We start from the raw sequence: 23802 nt of genomic DNA, 5'->3' as shown, positions 1-23802 counted from the left end.
CTGTTAAGAAATTGGTGAGAATGATTGCTTTTCTTCCTGTGAAGTATAGAGATTGTAATATTGCCCTTTTAAGTGTAATAATTCCTGATGGGTTCCTTCCTCAATTATTTTCCCATTATCAAGAACTACGATACGATCAGCATGTCGAACAGTACTTAAGCGATGAGCAATAATAATCTGAGTGCATTGAATATGACTTAAAGAGTCACAAATAAGCTGTTCCGAAGCCGAATCCAATGAACTGGTTGCTTCATCCAGTACAAGGATTTTAGGTTGATGTAACAATGCACGAGCGAGGAGAAGCCTTTGTCTTTGACCTCCGGAAAAATTAAATCCGTTTTCGGATACCATTGTTTGATAACCTAGTGGAAGCTTCATAATGTCATCGTGAATGGCTGCTTGTTTCGTAGCTTGAACAATCATGTCCAACGTAATATCGTTATGATGCATTCTTATATTATCTGCGATAGTTGAATTAAATAAACGAGATTCTTGTACCACGGAACTAATTCGTTTTCGAAGCTCTTGCTTATTCCATAGATGTAACATTGTTCCATCGATTTTGATAAAACCTTCGGTTGGTTCATATAGACCAAGCAACAATTTGGCGAGTGTGCTTTTTCCAGATCCCGACGTTCCAACAATAGCTAACCGTTCACCCGGACGTACATTGAGAGAAATATTCTTTAGAACTTCATTACCATATTTATTGTATTTAAAGGAAACATCACAAAATTCAACGTGACCTTGAAAAGATATAGAAGGTACCTTTTCTCCTGTATATTCAGGTGGACTTTCAATAACATCTTGTAATCTTTGAATATAGGTTCGAACATTCACTATATCAGAATAGGTTTGCCCCAAAGAAACAATAGGAACTATAAAAGAGGCAGCCAATGCTTGAAAACCCATTAAACTTCCTAGGGTTGCATTACCTTCAAGTACGTAATAAGCCCCTGGCCATAGTACAAATAAGGGGAGCGTCAATTGAATACTAACCGAATTGGAGCTTAATATCGATGTCCAAACGTTTCGCTTTTCAGTTGCTTTTAGTTGCTTTTCAAAGATTGACTTCCATTTTGCAACGGCATCCCTTTCTGCCCCTAATAATTTCAAATCAGTAATATTCTGAATATTTTCGGATAAAAATCCGTACAGTTCAGTTTGAGTGGAAACTTCCTGACGGGATAATCTTTGCGAAATGTATGAACTTAAAAAAATGAATCCAAGCATGAAAATCCCTATAATAATAACAATTATACCCATACTAACCATTTTATTTAACATTAATGCTGCAAAGGTAATAAAAGAAAGGCAGTCAATTATAATAGAAACAACACGGTTTGAAAGAACATTTCGGATTAGGATATTAGAATTTGCTCGAAAAACAAGTTCGCCTCCCTTTCGATTTTCAAAAAAGTTATAAGGGAGCATAAAAAGTCGTCCAATATATTGTGTCATCATCGTTGTATCTATTTTGGACTGCAGCTTTGCAATAAGCCATCCCCTTAAACAATGAAATCCTAAAATATACAAAAATAATAGGCCGATAGCTGCACTAAATGGAAATAATAAATTTTGATGTTGTCCTCCTATTACGACATCTATGAACCACTGTGTTAATTGAGGAATGAATACTCCTAAGGCCTGTAAGAACAAGGCTACAAGAATGATAGAAAAAAGCAGTTTCCATCCTTTGAGTACGGACAAAATAAAAAAAAACTCTTTCTTCCTTTTTTTCGGTGTAAAAAGATCTCCGGGGGTAAGTGAAAGAACAAAACCTGAAAATTTTTCACCCAATTCTTTTATATTAATTCCGTACCGTCCCTTAGCCGGATCTAGTATGCTCACCTTATATTTCCCAAATTTCTCCATCACAACGAAATGATTATTGTCCCAAAATAAAATGAGAGGGGGCTTCATACGATCTAGTTGCTCTGTAGTTATCTTGTATCCTTTACATTCCAATTTATATTCAAGAGCCATCATTTGAAGTTGATGCATGTTTACTCCAGAGGGGGCTTCCCCAAATTTTTTTCGCATTTCCGGCAGAGTTGTATTGTACCCATAATAACCCAATATCATTGCTAGACAAGCCAGGCCGCATTCACTGTGTTCCATCTGTTCGATGAAAGGAATCTTTTTTTTGAATATGTTCAGCTGGAATCACCTCCAAATTATTCGTTATGCAGACCAGCCCAAAATAATGGGCGACTATCGCAAGTTCAGCTCTTGTTTTAATATTCCATTTGTGTTTAATAGAAGCTACAATTTCACCGGTACGTCGCATACTTATACCTAACATCTTTGATATCTCGCTATCTTTAAGTCCTTGTGCCACAAGAATTGCGACTTCTTGTTCCCTGCAAGATAATTTCGCCAACCCCTTTCAACCTCCTATAGAGCTATGAATAAATTTAAATAAAAAGCTGTGTCGAAATTTAAAAATTGTATACGATAAAAATACATAATAATACCATTATTTACTTGTAATAATAATTATCCAACTATTTTCATTTATTGTCAAAGACATTTCTGCAGCTTTATGAAGTGCAATCAAATCTTTTTTTGTAATATATTAGAATAGAAGTAAAAAATAAATGAAAGGAGGTTGCTATATGACAACGCAAGATTTGGTAAAGGCTTGGAAGAATCCTAACTTCCGCTCTGCGGATGTTGTTCATCCTGCTGGTGACGCTCTGGTAGAAGTAGGTGCGGAAGAATTAGCAAGAGTACACGGCGGTCTGGTTGAACCTCAAGCTACTCCGACAATTACTATTCCAATTACCATTATTTCAGGATTATTTTGCTTCCCTACAACGGTGCACTAAGGAAAATAGGCTGCTAGAAGGGTACGTATTAATTACGTACCCCATCTTTATTATTTAGATAAGGAGTGAGCGCTTAGATGAAGGAACAATTTTTACGTTCACTTTTTGTACATGAGCGGTTGCAATTGTTACATAATCATGAAATTACCCGTGCCTTTTCCCAGCAGCAAAATAATTCGGCTCTAGAGGAATGGTTTCAGTTTGCTCTAGTTCAAACAGAAGCGAAAAGAAAAGCTAAGCTTGAGTCATTGGGAGTTAATGAATTAATTTTCGGATCGTTAATACAGACCACACAGGATTTAAAATGGAACGAGAGCTGTCTTCCAGCTATTATGGATTACAATGCAGATTGGTTAACGGTACTAGAGGAAGCATTGGAATTGAATTGCCAAATAAAGATAAAAGAAAATGAACAACGTTCGATCGAACTTCTAGTAAGACCATTTTTGTTATGGGCAAATATGAAGTTGGAAAATTTATTGGCATCCATTGATGCACAAGGAAAATATATAAGTACTTCCCTCTTAATATCATCAATTCTACCGCATTTGACATCCCAGTTATGTAAAATAGCAGGGCGTTCCTTTGTCCTGGAATTACATGTTGCGAAGGCAATGCAGGAACTGGCAGGTGACACTCCGGAAGAACGGTTCTCAAATTTTGTAGAAAAACACATGGTTGACAACGGTAATCTTCGATTGTTTTTTTTAGAGTATGCTATGTTTGCCAGATTACTTTCGGAACGGACGGTCATGTTTGTTACCGTCATAGAAGAAGCAATAACACGATTTATTCAGGATTGGAAGGTGCTGAAGGACACATTTCAACTAGAAGAAAGCCCTCTTATTGCGATAAAGGCTGATTTAGGAGATTCTCACAAGGGCGGAAAAACTGTAATGCGCTTTCAACTTAAATCTGGTCAATCTTTTATGTATAAGCCCAAGTCCCTGGCTGTTTCTCATGCATTCCACACTTTTTTAAGTTGGATAAATAGTAAAGGGTTTTATCCTGAGTTTAAAGGAGTCCCAATTATAGATCGAAAAGAGTATGGATATGAAGCCTTTGTGAGAGCGGAACAATGTGAGACTAAGGACCAAATTCGGAGTTTTTATCGGCGATTAGGTGCTTACTTAGGAGTCGTTCATCTCCTGGAAGGTGCGGATTTCCACAGTGAAAACATTATTGCTTGCGGAGAGCATCCAATGCTTATTGATTTGGAGACATTGTTCCATAACCAAGTTAAGCAAGATGTTCCTGATTCAGCCGATGTAGAAGCTCAATTTGCAATACGTAATTCTCCTATAGGGACATCATTCTTACCAATCCTTTTTCATCAGGACGAAAAAGGATTGGGAATTGAGTTAAGTGGTCTAAACGATAGGGAGCAATTAATTCCCTACAATGTGTTAAAGGTTGTAGATATGAATACTGATAATATGCGCTATATTCGGGCGCGGCATATCACTACATCAAGTCACAACTTACCATCATTGAACGGCACAACCATATCAGCTGCTGATTACTTAACCGATTATGTAAATGGCTACAGGGATATTTGTTATTTCTTTATCGAGAACAGAGAAGAAATGCTCAGCACCGATGGACCATTAAAGATATTTTCTAAAGTTCCAGTACGTATCCTTCTGCGAACCTCCCAATTTTATATGAATTTTCTTCTTGAATTAACACATCCCGATTATGGAAGAGATGCCCTTGACTATGAACGTTTGCTCGATAGAATGTGGTTTTCCTACCTTGACGATAGGCTTATTTCTTCAGAGATAAAGGATTTGCGTATAGGGGATATTCCTTATTTTTATTCGTTCCCCGACTCTCATCATCTGTGGGATAGCCGTGACCAAAAGATTGATAATGTTTTTAAAGAAACCGCCATGGATCATACTAAACAGAAGCTGTTATCTCTGACTCCTGAAAAAATTGAATTATACGCTAAATGGATTACCGAATCTATTATTGGCTCATCTTTAAGCAAAAAAATTCACTCTGTTGAACCAGAGGCAGCTAATATGGATACGACCAAAGAGTCGGTTATTAAGTCGGATCAATTTTTAAATGAAGCAGTCAGAATAGGCGAACAGCTGGTAAAGGAAGCTATATTGAGTCGTAACGAACGGACAGCAACTTGGATAGGATTAAATCCTAATTATTTGGGGCAACTAGGTATGTCTGGACTAAGGGGGGGCTTATATGATGGTACAGGCGGCATTTCGCTCTTTTTTGCGCATTTATATCGAATAACGCAGAAACAACACTTTAAGAAATATAGTCTGGCGGCATTTCAATCGACGTTAGAGAAATTTCCAATGACCATTAAATTTCCATCTTCTTTTTATGGACAGGCTTCCGTACTATATGTTATCACCCAACTGGAAAATATAATGGGGGAAAATAAAGAATGGAAACAGCATCGTCTAAATCTATTGGACAATTTGAGTAGAAGTGTAGAGCAGGACACATTCTATGATTTACTTGGGGGGGCAGCTGGAGCTATTCATGTCCTCCTCAACGAATCAAAGATACGTGGTTCGGAGCAGGAGATTGAGATTGCCTCTATGTATGGAGATCACTTGCTTAAAAATGCCCAAAAAAGTGATAAAGGATACTTTTGGCAGTCAAGCGTGTTATCAGATGTTTATGTAGGTTTAGGACATGGAAGCATGGGAATTGCTTGGGCCCTTTTCCGTCTTGCAGCGGTCACAGGAAAGGAAGCTTATCGTGAGACAGCAGAAAATGCACTTCAATATGTTCGTTCTCATTATTCGAGTGAATGGGGGAATTGGGTTGATTGCGAAGCTGGTACCACCCTGGCTAATTGGTGTCACGGAGCAAGTGGAATCGGAATTGGTTTGACGATGTGTCTTCCATTTTTACGATCTTCACAAGTCAATCAAGTTACTAACGAAATTGAACAGGCAGTAGCGACGACGATTCGATACGGTTTCGGCAAAAGTCATTGTTTGTGCCATGGCGATCTTGGAAACTTAGAATTATTACTTCTGGCGGGAAAATGCTTGAATCGGCAAGAATGGGTTGAAATGGCCCGAGGATATGGAAGGGAAGCTGTAAATTACTATCAGAGCAAAGGAGAGTACTTGACAGGTATCACTAAGTGCTCAAACATTCAGGGACTATGGTTAGGTCTATCCGGGATAGGATATCAAATGCTCCGTCTTGCTTCAGATAAAGATTTCCCTTCAATTTTATCGCTTCAAGAGCCGCTCGTCCAAACGAGGTCATTAAGATAGGCTATTTTATTCACGGCACAATACTTGTTTTTCAAGATTGCCACTAGCTGTTTGGTGATCTCTACAACATAGTAAGGGAGCACGTCATTAACATTGGTGGTGTCAAAGGGAATGTGGTCATGAGTACATCAAGTAGGAGGCTGGACGAAGCCAGATTTGCGTCTCCTGTGCCCTATACGTAAAATATAAGTCTTGTATGCCGCCCAGAACTCGTTCCGGGCGGTTTCTTTATTTACTTGTTCGGAGCGACTGCACCCATATACTTTGTTCACAAGATCGCTGAAATTTGTTAAAGCTTATTTCGGGATGCAATTTGCAATTGTCCTCCATTGAGTCTTCTTCACAATATCGTATACAATAAGATAGATTTAGCGGAAGGAAAGAGGCGATCCAGATGAAGGAGAAACTGCACCAGTTCTATTCAAAAATCCGGTTTAAAAAGATTCGTAACCGCTTTCTTGCCGCGATGATCGTATTGTCGATTCCGCCGCTGTTTCTGTTGGGCTACCTTTCCTTCAACATTGCGAAGGATACGCTGCTGGAAACGAATAAAAAAACGGACCAGGTTCACCTAAGGTCATCCAGCGAGGCGGCCGACCTCATCTTCCGCAACATCGTCAATTTGAACCGCTCCGTTATTTTGAACGATGAAATCCGCGACCAACTGCGGGCGAGTCAACATTCCGATGAGGCGAGTGCCGGCGCCAGGCACGAGAAGATTTTAAGCCAACTCCAAAAGATGGTGAACAATTTGTTTATCAACTCCCGGTATGTCGATTCGATGTGTCTGGTTGATCTGCAATTGAAGGCCCATTGTTTAGGACGTTCCGATAATTTGGGGGTTTATGAGGGAGACGGCCAGGGAGAGAAGATCAAATTGTCGCCATGGTACGCCAAGGCCGTTGAATCCCAAGGTCAAGTCGAGTTTTTTCCCGATAACGTATTAGGGGATACGTCTTATACTTTCTCCACGGTCAAGCTGTTCCGGGATTCCGAAAATATCAGCGGTGAACCGATCGGCATTCTCATCATCAATATTTCCAAATCGATCTTTGATTCCATTTTTACGGAGACGGACAAACAGGCCGGAGAATACATCGTATTAACTTCAGCCTCGGAACTCATGGAGGTTATTTATCCGCGAAATTCCTATATCGAACTCAATGGCCTAGCCGGGGGAAAAAACGATCTTTATCCGCGGCTTGAAAAACAAGGTTACATGGTCGTGGATTTCAAAAATGAAACGACGGGCTGGACATTTCTCCATATCATTAAATTGAGCGAGTTGTTGAAGCAGTCCCGGCAGATCGGAACGGTTACGACGATTATTTCTTCCATGATCGCGCTCGTCGCTTTGGTGTTGTCCTATTTTATCTCCGGCAGCATAACGCGCCCGTTGCTCCAGTTAAAGAAAATGATGCTGGACTGGACCAAAGGGAAACGGGATTTCGGCGAAACTTTTGAGCATGATGAAATAGGGGCCATAGGGCAGACGTTTAAAAAGATGGCCTCCGAAAATGAAGAGCTTAGCGAGCGGCTCGTCCATACCGAGCTGAAGGAGCGGGAAGCCGAATTGCGAGCACTGCAGGCGCAGATCAAGCCGCATTTTTTGTACAATACGCTCGATTCGATTTATTGGATGGCTACGATTCAGAACAATCAAGATGTTGCCCAGATGGCTTTTTCCTTGTCCGAAAGTTTTAAATTGAGCTTAAATAAAGGCAAAGAAACGATTCCGGTCTATAAAGAACTTCAGCACATCGAACATTATATGACCATCCAAAATATAAGATACAATCATCGATTTAAATATATTGAAGACGTTCCCAGCCAGATCAAGAGCATGGAAATTTTGAAACTGCTGCTGCAACCGTTGGTTGAGAATGCTATTTACCACGGGCTGGAGCCGAAAGTAGTAGAGGGCACCGTGTCGCTTCAGGGGGCCATGGAAGGCGGGTTTCTTACCTTTGTGATCGAAGACGACGGCGTCGGAATCGAGGATATGGAGCAAACGGAACAAGGCTACGGACTGCGCAATGTTAAGGAGCGGATTAAGCGGTTTTACGGCGAGGCGAGCGAACTGATCATCGACAGCAAGCCAGGCTCGGGGACCCGGGTTGAGCTGCGGATTCAACAAAACGGCAATGAGGTGAAGCTCGATGTATAAGGTTGTGATTTTTGATGACGAATATATTGTGCTCCAGGGGCTGCGGCACCTGATCGATTGGAACGGCTTTGGTCTTGAGCTGGCCGGAACGGCCTCGGACGGTTTGTCCGCGCTGGAGATAGTCCGCAAACAAACTCCGGACATTGTGTTTACCGATATCCGCATGCCCGGTATGGATGGACTAAAGCTGATTGAAGAGATTATGGCAGAAGCGCCTGATACGTACTGTATCGTGTTCAGCGGTTTTAATGAATTTGAATACGTGAAGCGGGCGCTTAAGCTTGGGGTGATCGACTATCTGGAAAAACCGGTCACCGTGGAAAGCATCCAGAGCTCCATCCAAAGAGTGTTGTCGCGAATCGAAGCGGATCTGGAAATGGTGATGTTAAGAAAACAGGTCGAGGAAAGAGGAAACGTTTCTAAGACCGGAGCGGGAGCCGAAGCCGACGGCAACGCCAAACAGGGAGCGATCGACAGAGCGAGAGCTTATATCGAACAAAACGCATCCGGAGATCTATCCTTAAACGAAGTGGCCGAATATGTCGGCATGAATGTCGCTTATTTAAGCTCGCTATTTAAGGAGGAGATGGGGGAGAGCTATATCAAATTTTTGACCCGGCTGCGCATGGACCTGGCTAAAGAGCTGCTGCTGAAAGGATATAAAGTCCATGAAGTCAGCGAGCGCGTCGGTTATCATACGTACCGGCATTTCTCGGAAATTTTCAAGAAGCATATCGGCGTGACTCCCGGGCAATTTAAAGAGGAACAAGAGGCGAGAAACAATCATTAATAGGCTCCGTCCAAAAAAAAAACGGACAGAAATCTATAAAAAGAAGCAGTACCTGGCAGGGCAAGTCAAATTTAAAATAAAAGCAACAGAGAACCCGGGCTCTGTACACAAAACTATAACTGTTCAGGGGGAAGGCCCAATGGGTAAGCCGAGAAGAATCGCCGCCGCATTGCTTTGTGCCGTGATCATGGTCGGATTGATGGCCGCGTGCGGAAATAAACAAAACGATGCAAACCATGCTGCTTCCGGAAATAACGGAACAAACGCTGCGAAGGAAACTGTAACCATCTCGCTGCTGACGGATAATACGCAAGAACAAGTAAGCGCTGCCAAAGCGGTGATCGCAGCGTTTCAAGCAAAATATCCTTACATTACGGTCGAACACGAGACACGTCCCGGCGGTTCCGAAGGCGACAATCTGGTGAAAACGCGCATCGCCACCGGGGACTTAAATGATGTCATTTTCTATAATTCCGGTTCCTTGCTGCAATCGCTCGCTCCTGAAAAGAATTTTGCGGATTTGACAAACGAGCCTTTTATGGCCAAGGTGATGGAGTCCTACAAGCCGACGGTAACGGTCAATGGAAAAGTATACGGCGTTCCGGCGGGCTCCACGATGGGGGGCGGTTGGTTCTATAACAAAAAGATCTATGCCGATCTCGGTTTGTCCGTTCCGAAAACCTGGGCCCAGCTCATGGATAACAACGAAAAAATCAAGGAAGCGGGCATCACTCCGGTGATCGGATCGTACAAAGACAGTTGGACGGCTCAGTTAATCGTGCTCGCCGATTACTACAACGTACAAAAGCAAGATCCGTCGTTTGCCGAAAATTATACAGCCAATAAGGCCAAATACGCGGATACTCCCGCCGCTTTGCGAAGCTTTGAGAAATTGTCGGAAGTGAACGAAAAAGGATTTATGAACAAAGATTTTCAGGCCACCACTTATGATGCGGGGCTGAAAATGTTGGCCGAAGGAAAAGGGGCACATTATCCGATGCTGTCCTTTGCGGTTCCGGCGTTGGAGCAAAACTTCCCGGACAAAATCGGCGACATCGGATTTTTTGCCCAGCCGGGAGATGCCGCGGAGTCGAACGGTTTGACGATCTGGATGCCGGGCGGGGCTTATGCTTACAAAAACAGCAAACACGCCGCGGAGGCCAAGCTGTTCCTTGAATTCCTCACGACGCCGGAAGGCATCTCCGCATGGATGAACGCCTCAAAACCTACCGGGCCGTGGCCGGTAAAAGGAATTGAAATACCGGACAGCGTCGCTCAAGTCGTCAAGGACATGCTGCCTTATTTTGAATCGGAGGAAACGACAGCTCCCGCACTGGAATTTGTAAGCCCGATCAAAGGCCCGAATCTGCCGCAAATTACGGCTGAAGTCGGCTCCGGCATCACAAGTGCCAAACAGGGCGCGGAGAACTATGACAAGGATGTCAAGAAACAAGCCCAGCAGCTCGGATTAGAAGGCTGGTAAACCGAATCATGATGAAGTTATGGAAACAGACCTATTCCTATACCTTTTTGTTGCCTGCAGCCATCGTATACACCATTATTTTTCTTATACCGACCGCGCTTTCCTTTTTCTTTAGTTTGACACGCTGGACGTTATCGGATTGGGAGTTTATCGGACTCGAAAATTTCGTTACTTTTTTTCAGGAATCGTCTTTAAGTATCGGTTTTAAAAATACGCTGATTTACGCGCTCGTTACTTGCGTTGCCAAAGTGGTTTTGGGGCTGCTGCTCGGAACGTTCCTTACGTCCAAAATCAAAACCAAGGGGTATTTGCAATCCGTGCTGTTTTTTCCGACGCTGGTCAGTACGATCGCGGTCGGCGTGGCTTTCAGCACGATGATGCATCCGACCCAGGGCGTGATTAATCAGGCCCTGCAGGCGATCGGCATCACCGGACCGGACTGGCTCGGAAATACGAAGCTCGCGCTTTTGTCGGTCGCGTTCGTCGACGTTTGGAAAGGCGTAGGTTTTGCCACGGTTATTTTTGTCGCCGGGATCTTGTCGATCCCGGAGGAGTATTATGAGGCGCTGCAGATCGATGGCGGCAGCGCCTGGAATAAATTCTGGAACATCATTGTTCCGCTCAGCCGGCCTGCGATGAACTCGGTGATCATTCTTTCGTTCATCGGCGGCTTGCGTTCCTTTGATTTGATCTGGGCGATGACGAAGGGTGGCCCCGGGTTTACAACGGACGTGATCGCCTCCATCATCTACAAACAATATCAGGGTGGATTCTACGGTCTGGCCACGGCAGGCAACGTCATTTTGTTCCTGTTCGTGTCTCTGCTCGCCTTCCCGCTTAGCCTGTATCTTAACAGGAAGGAGGTAAGCCTATGAGTATGAGACGCAAAGCCGGACAATTCACGGTTGAGCTACTGGCGGTGCTGGGCACGATCGTGTTGTTTTGGGTTCCGCTCTATTTTGTCATCGTCAACGCCATGAAGGACTCGCAGGAAGCCTCTTTATTAAACATGCAATGGCCTTCGCGGATTCATTTATGGGGGAACATCAAGGAAGTGGTTCAGGCCAGAGATTACATGCTGCTTCGGGCATTTTACAACAGTACGGTGATGACGGTGCTTTCGATCGCTATTTTGGTCATCATTTGCGCCATGGTAGGTTTTATCCTGCAGCGGCGTAATGACAAAGCGAGTCCTTACATCAATTTCCTTGTGCTTTCGGGGCTTATAATTCCTCCGGCGATTGTTCCGACGATTTGGGTCTTGGACCTGGTCGGCTTGTTTAAAACGATGGCCGGCATCGTCGCGGTCGAAGTCGCGCTTGGCTTACCGTTTTGCGTCATCCTGTATAGAGGATTTATCGCCGGTATCCCCCGGGAAATCGACGAGGCGGCCGTCATCGACGGCTGCGGCAAATACCGGCTGTTTTTCCAGATGATCCTGCCGCTGCTCAAGCCGGTATCCGCCACGATCATCATTACACAGTCCGTGTTTATCTTTAACGATTTTACGAATCCCTTGTACTTCTTTCCCGGATCGGACAATGCAACCGTTCAGTTGACGTTGTACAATTTTACGAGCCAATTTGTGTCCCAATGGAATCTGTTGTTTGCGGACATTTTGATTATTACGATCCCGATGCTGCTGCTGTTTGTAATATTTAACAAACAAATTGTCTCCGGCATGGTCTCTGGATCGGTGAAGGGCTGATTTGTAAGCTATTCCTATTAAGGTACAGGAGTTGAATAGAAAGTGGGAATACGTCAGGAATGGGTTGAGAAGGCGCAAAATCTGATTCCAGAGCTGTTGGAAACAAGCGTTTATCCGCAAGAAGTTATTGCGGTGTACCCGGATGAAGCAGCGTTCCAAGGTTGGAGGAAGGAATCTTTAGGTTCCTATGAGCGTGTTTTGGATCAACCGTTTGATAGCGGCGAAAGCTTTATCCTCGATTTTGGAGATCACCAGGTGGGCTATGTGACCTTCAAAATAAAAGCGACGGGCAGCCCGCAGGACGCGCCGCTCCGACTTAAATTGATCTTCGGTGAAATGCCGTGCGAGGTCGCGGAAAATTTCGACGATTACAACGGCTGGATCAGCCGGTCCTGGCTGCAGGACGAAGTGATCAATATCGACGTGCTGCCTTGCGAACTGAAGCTTCCGCGACGTTACGCGTTCCGGTATTTGAAAGTCATCGTTCAGGAGACTTCGCCAAAGTTTAAGGCCGCGTTTGAGAAGATTTATTGTACAAGTGTAAGCTCGGCTGATCCGGCAGGATTAAGGCCGCTGCCCGATGATTTGCCGAAAGATGTGGCCACGATGGACCGTATCGGGATCAAAACGCTGCAGGATTGCATGCAAACCGTATTCGAGGATGGTCCGAAACGGGACCGGCGGCTGTGGATCGGCGATTTGCGGCTGCAAGCGCTGGCGAACTATGTAACTTTCGGGAACTTTGATCTGGTTAAAAGATGCCTGTATCTGTTCGCCGGTATGACGCTGGATAAAGGGGAAGTAGGCGCTTGCCTGTTTGAAAATCCCGAACCGCATGTCGATGACACGCTGTTGTTTGATTATTCGTTGTTTTTTGTCGCTGTACTGCACGACTATTACGCGGCATCGGGGGACAAGGAGCTGTTGCAGGAGCTGTGGCCGGTTGCCCTTGAACAGCTGGATCTGGCATGGCTTAAGGTCGGAGCCGATGATCTTGTCACGGACGACCCGTCCTGGTGGTGCTTCGTGGATTGGCATCCGGAGCTGAACAAACAAGCCTCGGCGCAAGCCATATTTATTTATTGCCTCAAACGGGCGATGGTGCTGGCGCGCGAGCTTAGCCGCAAAAATGAAGCGGAACTCATTGTAGAGAGAATTCATTTACTAAGCAAGGCGGCTGTAACGCAATTATACGATCCGGGTCATGGTTTCTTTATCAGCGGGAGGGACCGCCAAATCTCATGGGCCTCGCAAATCTGGATGGCATTGGCCGAGGTTCTGGAACCCAAAGACAATGATGCGCTTATGAACCGGCTGTTTGAAAAGCCGCCGGCGATCAGGCCGAACACCCCTTACATGTACCATCATTTGATTGAAGCGCTGCTTGTCACAGGAAACAAAGAAAAAGCGCTGGAGCAAATGCGGGCTTATTGGGGGGAAATGGTCAAAGACGGTGCCGACACATTCTGGGAGGTTTACAACCCCCAGGAGAAAAAACTATCCCCATACGGAAGCAATCTCATCAACAGCTATTGCCATGCATGGAGCTGCACACCCACTTATTTTATCCGCAAATATTTTGTTTGAATGATTTCCCGCTTGAAGGACCCAGGATTCCAGAAATGGACGATCCCGGTCCTAAAAGTCAAGCCGGCAACCGATCGTGGCAAGAAGTGCCGGAAGGGTTGAAAGCTTCAGGAAACGGAAGGCTGATGGGTTGGTCGGTAGATCAACATCCATTGGCCTGACGCTTTGCACGATTATCCCGTTTGATCAGGAAGCAGAGAAGAAGATAATCAGGTGAAGGAGATATATTTGCGAGAAGCAGATATATCTAGGAGAAGAAATGTTCGGGAGAAGCAGTTATGTTCGAGATCATTAGTCAGGTTTTGGGGAAGGGAAGCAGACCTGACGGGAGGGATGGGACAAGGTACCGGGAATAACAAAAGACCGTGATCTTGCTGAGCCTGAATCCGTTTGCAGTAACGTCTGTACTATTCAAGGATTTCTTTCAGGCCACAGCCGTAAGGGGCTGGTTCGGTTGGCGCGCGATCAGCTTACGGTAAGGGATCGCCGGAATCGCCACACACATCTGCAGCAACTTCTGCCGGATCGTTTCTTCCGCTTCGGGCAGGCGCAGCCGGCGGCGTATGGTGTATTCGTTCAGGTACGCCTGCAGATGCTTCAGTCCCAAGGCTCCATACGTACTCTTCAGCGATTCCCACGCCTCTCTCACCACTCTCCGCAAGGGCGCATACAGCCGAAAGGCCTGAGGGAACAACTGTACCGCCGATGTACGGACATCCACATGCCCATTGATGAACGTGGTTAGATCTTGACGGTTCTCCCTCTTTTCGCCTCCCCGCTTATGCGGCACCAGGCGGATTTTGACCTGTTCCAGCTCGCCCGACTCCGTGACCGTGCATCCCGCTACGACCGCCGAGGCGTACGGATGCGAAAGCTGACACCGGGACGGATTACGCCCATACTGATCGCTGTTCACCTTCACGTCTCCAGAGAGCAGCTCCCGGGCATCGAACTCCCCCACGGCATGGCGTATTTTGTGCAGCATCGACCAGGCGGTCTTGTAGGCGACCCGGATCACCTGGCGCAGCCGCAGCGCCGAGATGCCGCCCTCCAGCAGGAACAACTCCAGGGCCTGGAACCACTTCACCAGGGGGAGATGCGTTCCTTCAAAAATCGTACCGACCAAAGGCGATGTTTGATGCTTGCATTTTCCGCACTCGAACAAAGGGATATGCCGGGAAGTCAGACGGCTGCACCGGGTGTGAGCGCAGCGCGGGCAGACGAAGCCGTTTGGCCACTTCATCGCGATCAGCGCCTCCATGCAGGCCTGCTCGCTGTTATAACGGCTGCTGAATGGTTGAAGTTCCGCTCCCGCATTGACCTCCATGTTCGCTCGCCCCTGAATCAAGAATTTACGTACATATGTTCTGTTTATTCCATTATACCAAACACACGTTCTCTAATCAAGCTGAAAATCTCACCTGAACCGCCTCATTTTTTCCTCATCTTTTTTGTTTTTTCTTCTCTCTTCTTTGGAACCTTTGCTCTAGCACCCCCTGCTCTCTGCTCCATGAACGAAAGGGATAATCGTGTAAAGGCAGGTATCAGGCAGGGACACCAAGACACGAACGCTATTGACAGCTACCTTAGTCCGGCATCCTGGAATCAATAGAGCCTTTTAATTCGAAAAGAATTCACCAAACAAATAATAACAATATAGATAACAAAAAAATAAATATATTTATCCGAAAATTTTGGATATGCGGCATTACATTGACTAATATAGACGGTTGGGAGTACATTATTCTAGTATAAATATAACAAATTACATAACAAATTAAAGGATAGAATAACAAAAAAACGTCCTGACGATGCCGGTTCGCTTTCTTCGAATGATATTTAATACCGGTCCCTTTTTCGGGTGTCGTTGGTATGGGCTTTTTTAGGGAACTTCTGAAGACTGGGGGAGGCCGGAAGATGAACTTTGTCAGAATACTAAACGACATGAAGCTAAGGAAGAAGCTGTCGCTCGCCTTTATTACGGTTGCGGTGCTCCCGCTCCTGGCCAGCGGGATATATTTAACGGGCAAGTTGCGCGAAATTATGGTCATGGATGCCTTCGAACAGGCCGCGAATAATGTAGACCGCGTGCGGAAGCGAACGGAGGAGGTTATCAAGGTGCCGCTTGACATCTCCTATCGCCTTTCAAACGACAGCCGTATGAAATCCGTGGCGAGCCGCAGCTATGGCAGCTACATTGAGGTTATTCAGACATACCGCCAATACTCCGACATACGGGATTATATGCGGCTGTACAAAGAGATCAAAGCCATTCGGCTTTACACGCCCAACCCGACGATGCTGAATAACTGGGAATTCATGCAGCCGGACGCCCGGACGGAGCAAGCCGAGTGGTACCGGATGGCGCTTAGTAAAAAGGGACTTGCCGGCTGGGTATATATCCAGGATGAGCGGGACCAGAAGTATTATTTAAGTCTGGTGCGAAAAATCAGTCTGGAGGAGCCCCGCAAGGAAAGCGTACTGGTCATCAATGTCAATACCGGAATGCTCAATTCCATCCTTGCTCAAGAATCGTTTTCGACCATGATTGTGGACGACCGGAATAATATCGTGGCGGCCAACCGGCCGAATTTATACGGCAAAAATCTCAGCGAAGTGAACGCCGGAGACAGCATGCTGACGCAAAGAGACGGCAGCTTCGATGTCGTCATGGACGGAAAGCCGTCCAAAGTCGTTATCGCCAGTCTGATCCCGGAGAGCAGTTGGAATGGGCTGCGGGTCATTTCTGTGTTTACGGTGTCGGATATCGTTCGGGAGGCGAACGGGGTGATCCGGCTGGCCACTTTGGTTATAGGAGGTTGCCTGGTTGTTGCGGTGCTGCTGGTCCATGCCTCGGCGTCTCTCATAACGAGCCGGCTGCTGCGGTTAAGCAAGCATATGTCCAGAGTTGGCGCCGGATCCTGGAATACCTATCTTGATCTGGACGGAAAGGATGAGATCGGACAACTCTCCAGGCAATTCAACGCTCTTGTCCATCGGGTAAGCCAGTTGATGCGCGAAGTGGAAGAGAGCAACCGGCAGAAGCGGTTGCTGGAACAAAAGCAAAACGAGATCAAGTTTAAAATGCTTGCAAGCCAGATCAACCCTCACTTCCTCTTCAATACCCTCGAATCGATCCGGATGGAAGCGCATCTTCGGGGGGAGGAGGATCTGGCGCAAGCGGTCTGGCAGCTTAGCAGCTTGATCCGCCATAGTCTGGAGGTCGGCAGCGGCAAAATCCGGCTTTCCGAGGAGCTCAATATGGTGCTTTGCTACCTGGAGCTGCAAAAGTTCCGGTATGAGGACCGGCTTCAATATAAACTGGAGATTGCGCCGGGCACCGAAGAGATCGAACTGCCGCCTCTGATCATCCAACCGCTCGTTGAAAACTCGATTCTTCACGGGTTGGAGCGGAAGGAGGAGGGCCCGACGCTGATCACCATCCGAACGGAATTTGGCGGAGAGGGCGAAGTGTTCGTAGAGATTCGGGATCACGGGGCCGGAATCTCTCCTTTGAAGATGCAGTCCTTGCAAAGGCAGCTGATGGAACCGGAGGAAGCCGGACGGCGGATCGGGCTCCGCAACGTGCATGATCGCCTGCAGCTTACCTACGGCAAAGGTTCGGGACTTTCGATTGAAAGCAAAGAGGGAGAAGGTACCCGGATTACATTTTGCATACCGAGGGGGAAGGAACCGAATGTTCTCAGTGATGATTGTTGATGATGAACCGAAATTGCGCCTTGGGCTGCAAACCTTGATCCCGTGGCGGGAGCTGGGATTCGAAATCATGGGAACGGCGGCGGGCGGAAACGAGGCACTCCGTGTTCTTGGGGAGCAGACCCCCGATGTACTGCTGGTCGATATCCGAATGCCCGGCATGGACGGGCTGCAGTTGCTTCAAGAAATCCGCCGTCGAGGCTGGGATGTTCATGCAATCGTGCTCAGCGGTTACGCCGACTTCGAGTACGCCCGCCGGGCGCTCCAATACGGTGTTGAAGCATATCTGCTCAAGCCGGTGAACAAAGAAGAGTTGGCTGCTCTGCTTCAAAAGATACACGGTCAGCTTTCCGCAAAACTGCAGGAGAAGAGGGGGCAGCAGGAGGTCCATTCCCGGGAATGGGCGGTGTATTCCCTGCTGTCAAGCTCGCATGATTGGGGAAGCGTTTCCTTGGATGAGTTGGCTGAATCGCTTGGAATCAATTGGATGACCTATCAAGTTGTATTGATCGCTTTTCCGGATCTGCATTCGGAGGAGGATGGGCGAATTCGCAGCTTCCGCGATCGGTTGGCGGCATCATATGCCTCGGATGGCCAAGGCGTTGTTCTCTATTTTGCTCCTTATACCGTTCTGCTTCTGGGCAAACCTCCGGCAGGAGACCTCGGCCGGGCCGAGCTGTACAGAGACCTGCAGCTGCTGTCCGGAGAAATCCGCGCCCGGATGGCTGCGGCGGCGGGCGAAACGGTCCGGGCGCTGCCGGAGATCACGAATTCGTTCCGTACCGCGCGTTCCCTGCTGGAGCGCAGCTTTTTCTTTGACAAGGGGAAACTGCTGACATCGGAGACTCTGGAAAGCTACCGGACGGCGGCCTCCGTCTCTGCCGATGCATCCTTGTCGGACGGAGAGGAGGCGGCCTTTCGTCTCTATTATTTGGTTGACGTCGGACATACGGAAGCGATCCATTCCTTTCTGGAAGGCGTTGCCGCGCAAATGGCGATTTCAGGGAAGGGAGAAACGGAGATTCGCGAGCGGTTCTTTTATTTAGCCAATGAAACGGTTCGAAAAATTCCCCCTCGCCTCTGGCCGGAATCCGGTTATCCAGGGGAACCGGCCCAATTCCTGGCGGGCATTTACGGTCAGCGCTATATCCGGGATCTTGTCGGTTATGTGGCCGCAGTTATGGAAAGATGGGCCCGCTGCGCGGATTATACCAGCCGGGACAACGAAATGAAGCGCATGCTCGATTTCATAGACCGCCATCACCACGAAAATCTGAGGCTGGAAATGCTGGCGGGATTGTTTAATTACAGCAGATCTTACCTGGGCCAGCTTTTTAAAAACTACACGGGGGAATACTTCAACGCTTATCTCGACAGAGTTCGGGTCGAAAAAGCGAAGGAACTGCTGGCGCAGGGGATGAAGGTATATGAGGTGGCTGAGAAGGTAGGATATTCCAATGTGAATTATTTTCACAACAAATTTAAAAAGATAGCGGGGCGATCGCCCTCCTCGTATCAGAAAAATGATAAATCATGATTGTTTCTGAAAACATTGTAGATTTTAGAATGAAATTGTGCGAAATCCGCGATATGTTTCAAAACCGGCATTTGCATTAGGATGATAGCAGAGAGGGGGGGAATCAATAGATGAAAGCGATAACACTAAAAAGCCAAACCGGCAGCGGACTGAAAAGCAAGCCGCCTGAGGGTTCAATCCTATTATTAAAAAGGGGAGTGCTGTATCATCATGAAGAACCATATAAAAGGAACGTCAGCTTCGCTGCTGGCGATGCTTCTCTTGCTTAGCCAGCTCGTGGGCTGCGCCGGCAACAATTCTGCGGATGGAGGAGATGCGGATCAGGGGAAGAATTCGGGCGGCAGCGGCTCGGGTCCCATTAAGCTGACCTATTTTTCCGAGGATCCGAGTGCCAACTGGAATGACATGCATGACCGAATTGGAAAGGTCATTACGGAGAAAACGGGCGTTGTTTTGGATGCCGAATTTGCCGTAGGGGACCCCGTGCAGAAGGTATCGATCATGGCCGCAACCGGGGAGGTTCCCGATCTGATCGCGGCCAAGGCGGATCTCGGCAAGCTGGTAGACGTGAGCGCGGTTCTCGACCTGACGGATTTGATCGAGAAGCATGCTCCGAACATCAAAAAATGTTGGGCGACAAGATCGTTCGCGCCAAATACAGTCTGGAAGACCAAGCGATTTACGCGATTCCGACATGGTCTTCGGTCGACGAGCGGAAATTCAAAGCCGAATACGGATTCCAATTGCAGCATCGCGTCGTGAAGGAAGCGGGTTATCCTGAAATTCGCACGGTAGAGGATTACGAGAAAGTCATCAAGGAATATTTGGCCAAACATCCGACCGATGAGAACGGCAACAAAAATATCGGGTTAACGCTTAATGCGGATGATTGGCATATGTATCAGGTGACAAATACGGGCTTCTTTACAACAGGCGCGCCGGACGACGGCGAATATTACGTCAACCAGGAAACATATGATGTAACATACCACTTCCGCCGTCCGGAGGAACGGGAATATTTCCGCTGGCTGAACCATATGAACGATATCGGTCTGCTGGATACGGAAAGCTTTGTGCAAAAGACGGACCAGTTTAAAGCCAAAGTCGCTTCCGGACGGGTGCTTGGACTGATCGATCCGGCATGGGACTATGGCGAGGCGCAGCAGGCGCTGAAATCGGCCGGCAAATTCGATCAAACCTACGGTCATTATCCGGTTACGATGTCCGAGAAGTACAAAGACACCAGCTTCTGGCCGGCCGGCTTTGACGGCGGTTACGGCATAGCGATATCCAGCAAGTGCAAGGATCCCGTAGCGGCAATCAAATTCCTGGACTACCTAGCCTCCGAAGAAGGACAGATCCTTATCAACTGGGGGATCGAAGGCGAGGACTACATTGTTCAGGACGGGAAAAGAATCGTGCCCAAGGAAATCCAGGACAAAATGGACAGTGAAGGCAATGCCTACATGAAGGAGTCGGGTCTTGGGCTGTATTGGAACCTCACGGTCCATTACGGCGACGGAATCAAGGATTCCACCGGAAACTACTTTACGAAGAGCAACGGCAAATCTTTGGCCGCTTCCTACAGTGAGCCTGAAAAAGAAGCTTTGGCGGCTTATAACGTCGAACACTGGAGAGACCTGTTCCCGAAAGAGGAAGAGTTCCCGGAAAGAAAGGCGGGCGCGGTTTACAATATCGCTCTGCCAAGCGACAGCAAGGCCGCGATCCTTATGGCCAAAATGAAAGATATTACATGGAAACGGATTCCGGAAGCCATTATGGCCAAGCCGGAACAGTTCGATAAAATCTGGGATGATTATATGGCGGAGTTGGAAAAAGCGGGCGTTAAAGAGATGGAGGAAGCTTTTGGCCAATACGTCAAGGACCGTGTCAAACTTTGGAGCGGCAATTAGCCGCTTGAATGAAATCCGGTGAACGGAAAGGCAGGATACGATACGATGCAAACGATCAATACGGCGCCATGCAACCCTAAAGCTTCCGATGAAGTAAGGTCGGTACTGAACTATTTCGGCGAAATTAGAGGAAAAGGCATTATTACGGGACAGCACACGCAGACGATCGCGCAGGAGGAGCTGCATTACATTCGTGAAGCAACGGGGAAATTGCCGGCGCTCTGCGGCTTCGAATTGTTGGGCTACTCTCCCAACATCAATTATCAAGACAGCGGCGAGGAATGCCTGCTGGAAGTCGCCGAGAACAAGGATACACTGCAAAAGGCCTGGGAATGGGCGGAAAAGAAGCAAGGCCTGATTACTTTCACATGGCATTGGTTTTCTCCGCTCAGCGGCCGGGATAAAAGCTTTTATGCGGAACATACGGACTTTGACGCGACGAAGGCGATAGTGGAGGGTACCGCGGAATACAAGGCCTTGCTGTCCGACATGGACTACATGGCCGAAATTTTGCGGGAATTCCGCGACAAACGGATTCCGATTTTGTGGCGTCCTTTCCATGAATCGGAAGGAACCTGGTTCTGGTGGGGGAGCAAAGGCCCGGAAGCAGCCAAGCAGTTGTACCGCATTATGTACGAGAGGTATACGAATCATCACGATTTGACCAATCTGATCTGGGTATGGAATTCGCCGCTGTCCGAAGGTTATGTCGGGGATGAAGTGGTTGATATCATTTCCAGGGATTTGTATCCTCCGGCTCACCAGCATACGGACTTGCGCAAGGAGTACGAGGAATTGGTTCGCATCACGCCGACTCCGAAACTTGCCGCTCTCGGAGAGATCGGGCCGATTCCAAGCGTCCGGAGTTTGTCCGAATCGCGAATCCCATGGCTGTGGTTTATGACCTGGTCCAACGATTTTGGCAAAACGGAAAAGTTCACCACCAAAGAGGAACTTCGCAGCGCATATCACTGTGATTACGCCATCACTTTGGATAAGCTGCCGAAGCTATATTAGTGCACAGCCAATTAGCACACAGCCAGCATCGGCCAGGGACGATAAAAGACTATCGCCCTCCGGTTTGAAAGATGTATAATCATGGAAGAAGCTCAGACGGCAAATGCCCCAGCCTTAGATAAGAGCATCTAAAGGCTGGGGCGTTTTTGTGAATGCAGCAACGTTAAAGAAAACCAATGTGAAATTTTTGAAAGGTGTGATGTGGTATGAGAAATATCCATTGTATTTTAATAATTGGCTTGTCGGTGAAAGCATTATATTAGGTAGAGAGCCAGGAGCGGGCCTCTCTACAAATTGGAGGGTTCCGATGATTAGATTACTCAGTATTAACAAAGATAATTGGGAAGAATGTGCAGCATTAAGACCGGGAAAAGAGCAGCGGCAATTTATAGCACCCAATGTGTACTCCATTGCTGAAGCGCAGTTTTTGCATGGATTTTCGAGTATGGCTGTATATAAGCATGAGACAATGATTGGGTATGCGCTATATGGAATTGATCCGGATGATAATAATTATTGGATGTATCGTTTTATGATCGATCGGCGTTTTCAAGGTAAAGGGTACGGATTTATGGCCGTTTGCAAAATAATTGAAGAGATAAGAAACCGCCAGGATAGAACGGATGTACTGATTTTGGGATATAAACCTGAGAATGAGAGAGCAAGAAGGCTTTATTTAAAGGCAGGATTCGTAGAAGATGGATTGGCACCGTGGGGAGAAGTGATCGCAAAATATAGATATGTGTAAGTTATTCGCAGTTGGCATGAACATCGCTTAGCCCTGAATTCTCACGGCGGGACGACTGGCGTCGTCCCTTGGCCGTTCAGAGATTACCCAATCCGCCTGAATTTCTGACCGACGATTATAGTGCTTTGCAAGAGGAATATGGATTCAGGTACATAATTTAATTGCTGTTTTTATACTAACTATGATCATACATATGGTTGAAACTTCATCTTACGCATTACGTTTAGCTGGGGTTAAAATAAACAAACTTGCTGTAGCACTTTCATTACTGGGGATTACTGTCCTGATCTCCCGGACAGCTAATCTGATTCAAGCACCAATGACGGCAAAGTTTATAGACTATGGGAAGGTTGACTTGAATTTTGATGTTTTAGGATATTTGAGGATTATCATAGTTGCCTCATCTTTTGGCACAATATTAGGTATTCTCCTTTTTCCTACACTTGTTAACTTATGGGGGCGGGTGATATCTAAGTTTGAAATCGCAGGGTCCTTGCCAAAGTTGATTTCAAGTGTGACAATAGGTCAATTGATAAACACAAGGCATTATATTCAAAAGCCGTCGTTCCGCCTTTCAGGGTTCCGGTATCTTGGGATTCCAAAGCGATTTATTCTTTTGAATGTTTTGGTAACGGCTATTTATACGGTTGGTGTTATATCTTCCCTCTACGCAGCGCGCTTGGTTCCTGAATTGAGCACATCCGCATCACAGTCATCCGGGCTAATTAACGGTATGGCCACGATATTGTTGACGATTTTTATAGATCCGCAGATAGGATTAATTACGGATAAGGCTTGCAATAATGCGGTCTACAAAGAGAAGTTAGGGAAAATCTATTTGCTGCTGATGATTTCGCGTTTTTTCGGAACCTTACTGGCACAATTCTTATTAATACCCGCCGCCTATTTTATCAGTTTTGCGATTAAGATTTTTTGAGCGTTAAAAGTATATTTTGAAATATGATTCTCCCTATCAAATTAAGTTGGTGGAACAATTTTTGAAAATCTATAGGGACGTCAAGTTATTCCCCCAAATCC

16 protein-coding genes and 1 pseudogene are annotated in these 23802 nt (G+C 46.6%); 14 read left to right on the top strand and 3 right to left on the bottom strand.

What is annotated here, in order from left to right; genetic code table 11:
• Positions 1–3 precede the first annotated feature (3 nt).
• Together DYE26_RS09670 and DYE26_RS09665 are read right to left on the bottom strand one after the other, a co-directional pair.
• Positions 4–2085, bottom strand: coding sequence for a peptidase domain-containing ABC transporter (locus tag DYE26_RS09670; RefSeq protein ID WP_240534150.1), 2082 nt, complete (start codon positions 2083–2085; stop codon positions 4–6).
• Between the two features lie 22 nt (positions 2086–2107).
• Entirely contained in the window at positions 2108–2383 is a 276-nt protein-coding gene (locus DYE26_RS09665) for a response regulator transcription factor (RefSeq protein WP_036623854.1), read from the bottom strand.
• Between the two features lie 235 nt (positions 2384–2618).
• On the opposite strand from DYE26_RS09665, the gene DYE26_RS09660 reads away from it, so the two are divergent.
• From DYE26_RS09660 to DYE26_RS09625, 8 genes are all read left to right on the top strand, one after another.
• Positions 2619–2831: a mersacidin/lichenicidin family type 2 lantibiotic gene (locus tag DYE26_RS09660; protein WP_036623852.1), complete on the top strand. Its 213-nt coding sequence runs from the start codon at positions 2619–2621 to the stop codon at positions 2829–2831.
• Between the two features lie 77 nt (positions 2832–2908).
• Positions 2909–6097, top strand: a complete 3189-nt coding sequence (locus DYE26_RS09655; protein WP_036623850.1) for a type 2 lanthipeptide synthetase LanM family protein — start codon at positions 2909–2911, stop codon at positions 6095–6097.
• A 394-nt stretch (positions 6098–6491) separates the two neighbouring features.
• Entirely contained in the window at positions 6492–8264 is a 1773-nt protein-coding gene (locus DYE26_RS09650) for a sensor histidine kinase (RefSeq protein ID WP_036623848.1), read from the top strand.
• Positions 8257–9054, top strand: a complete 798-nt coding sequence (locus DYE26_RS09645) for a response regulator transcription factor (RefSeq protein ID WP_036623847.1) — start codon at positions 8257–8259, stop codon at positions 9052–9054. Before DYE26_RS09650 ends, DYE26_RS09645 begins: the two co-directional genes overlap by 8 nt.
• A 139-nt stretch (positions 9055–9193) precedes the next feature.
• Positions 9194–10537, top strand: coding sequence for an ABC transporter substrate-binding protein (locus DYE26_RS09640; RefSeq protein ID WP_036623845.1), 1344 nt, complete (start codon positions 9194–9196; stop codon positions 10535–10537).
• A gap of 11 nt (positions 10538–10548) precedes the next feature.
• Positions 10549–11412: a carbohydrate ABC transporter permease gene (locus DYE26_RS09635; RefSeq protein WP_371861041.1), complete on the top strand. Its 864-nt coding sequence runs from the start codon at positions 10549–10551 to the stop codon at positions 11410–11412.
• 2 nt (positions 11413–11414) lie between these two features.
• Positions 11415–12245, top strand: coding sequence for a carbohydrate ABC transporter permease (locus DYE26_RS09630; protein WP_036628346.1), 831 nt, complete (start codon positions 11415–11417; stop codon positions 12243–12245).
• A 42-nt stretch (positions 12246–12287) separates the two neighbouring features.
• Entirely contained in the window at positions 12288–13832 is a 1545-nt protein-coding gene (locus tag DYE26_RS09625) for an alpha-L-rhamnosidase-related protein (protein ID WP_036623843.1), read from the top strand.
• Positions 13833–14256: 424 nt separating this feature from the next.
• Here the strand turns inward: DYE26_RS09625 and DYE26_RS09620 are convergent, their stop codons facing one another.
• Positions 14257–15159 carry a transposase gene (locus DYE26_RS09620; RefSeq protein ID WP_051985518.1) on the bottom strand — a complete coding sequence of 301 codons (903 nt, stop codon included), beginning with the start codon at positions 15157–15159 and terminating at the stop codon, positions 14257–14259.
• 590 nt (positions 15160–15749) lie between these two features.
• Here DYE26_RS09620 and DYE26_RS09615 point away from each other — a divergent pair.
• The 6 genes and pseudogenes from DYE26_RS09615 (at position 15750) to DYE26_RS09590 (ending at position 23701) form a co-directional block, all read left to right on the top strand.
• Positions 15750–17552 (top strand): sensor histidine kinase, encoded by a 1803-nt coding sequence (locus DYE26_RS09615; protein ID WP_036623842.1) that lies wholly within the window; start codon positions 15750–15752, stop codon positions 17550–17552.
• Positions 17530–19086 (top strand): response regulator transcription factor, encoded by a 1557-nt coding sequence (locus DYE26_RS09610; RefSeq protein ID WP_036623841.1) that lies wholly within the window; start codon positions 17530–17532, stop codon positions 19084–19086. The genes DYE26_RS09615 and DYE26_RS09610 overlap by 23 nt, the downstream gene beginning before the upstream one ends.
• A gap of 210 nt (positions 19087–19296) precedes the next feature.
• Positions 19297–20999: pseudogene (locus DYE26_RS09605) on the top strand (ABC transporter substrate-binding protein).
• A 45-nt stretch (positions 21000–21044) separates the two neighbouring features.
• On the top strand, positions 21045–22016 hold the full coding sequence (locus DYE26_RS09600; RefSeq protein ID WP_036623840.1) for a glycosyl hydrolase: 972 nt from the start codon (positions 21045–21047) through the stop codon (positions 22014–22016).
• A gap of 148 nt (positions 22017–22164) precedes the next feature.
• Positions 22165–22764 carry a GNAT family N-acetyltransferase gene (locus DYE26_RS09595; protein WP_306308149.1) on the top strand — a complete coding sequence of 200 codons (600 nt, stop codon included), beginning with the start codon at positions 22165–22167 and terminating at the stop codon, positions 22762–22764.
• A 181-nt stretch (positions 22765–22945) separates the two neighbouring features.
• Positions 22946–23701: a lipid II flippase Amj family protein gene (locus DYE26_RS09590; RefSeq protein WP_051985517.1), complete on the top strand. Its 756-nt coding sequence runs from the start codon at positions 22946–22948 to the stop codon at positions 23699–23701.
• Positions 23702–23802 lie beyond the last annotated feature (101 nt).

The organism is Paenibacillus macerans (genome assembly GCF_900454495.1).
In the GTDB taxonomy this organism is placed as follows: Bacteria; Bacillota; Bacilli; order Paenibacillales; family Paenibacillaceae; genus Fontibacillus; species Fontibacillus macerans.
This window is presented reverse-complemented; position numbering and strand designations above follow the sequence as displayed.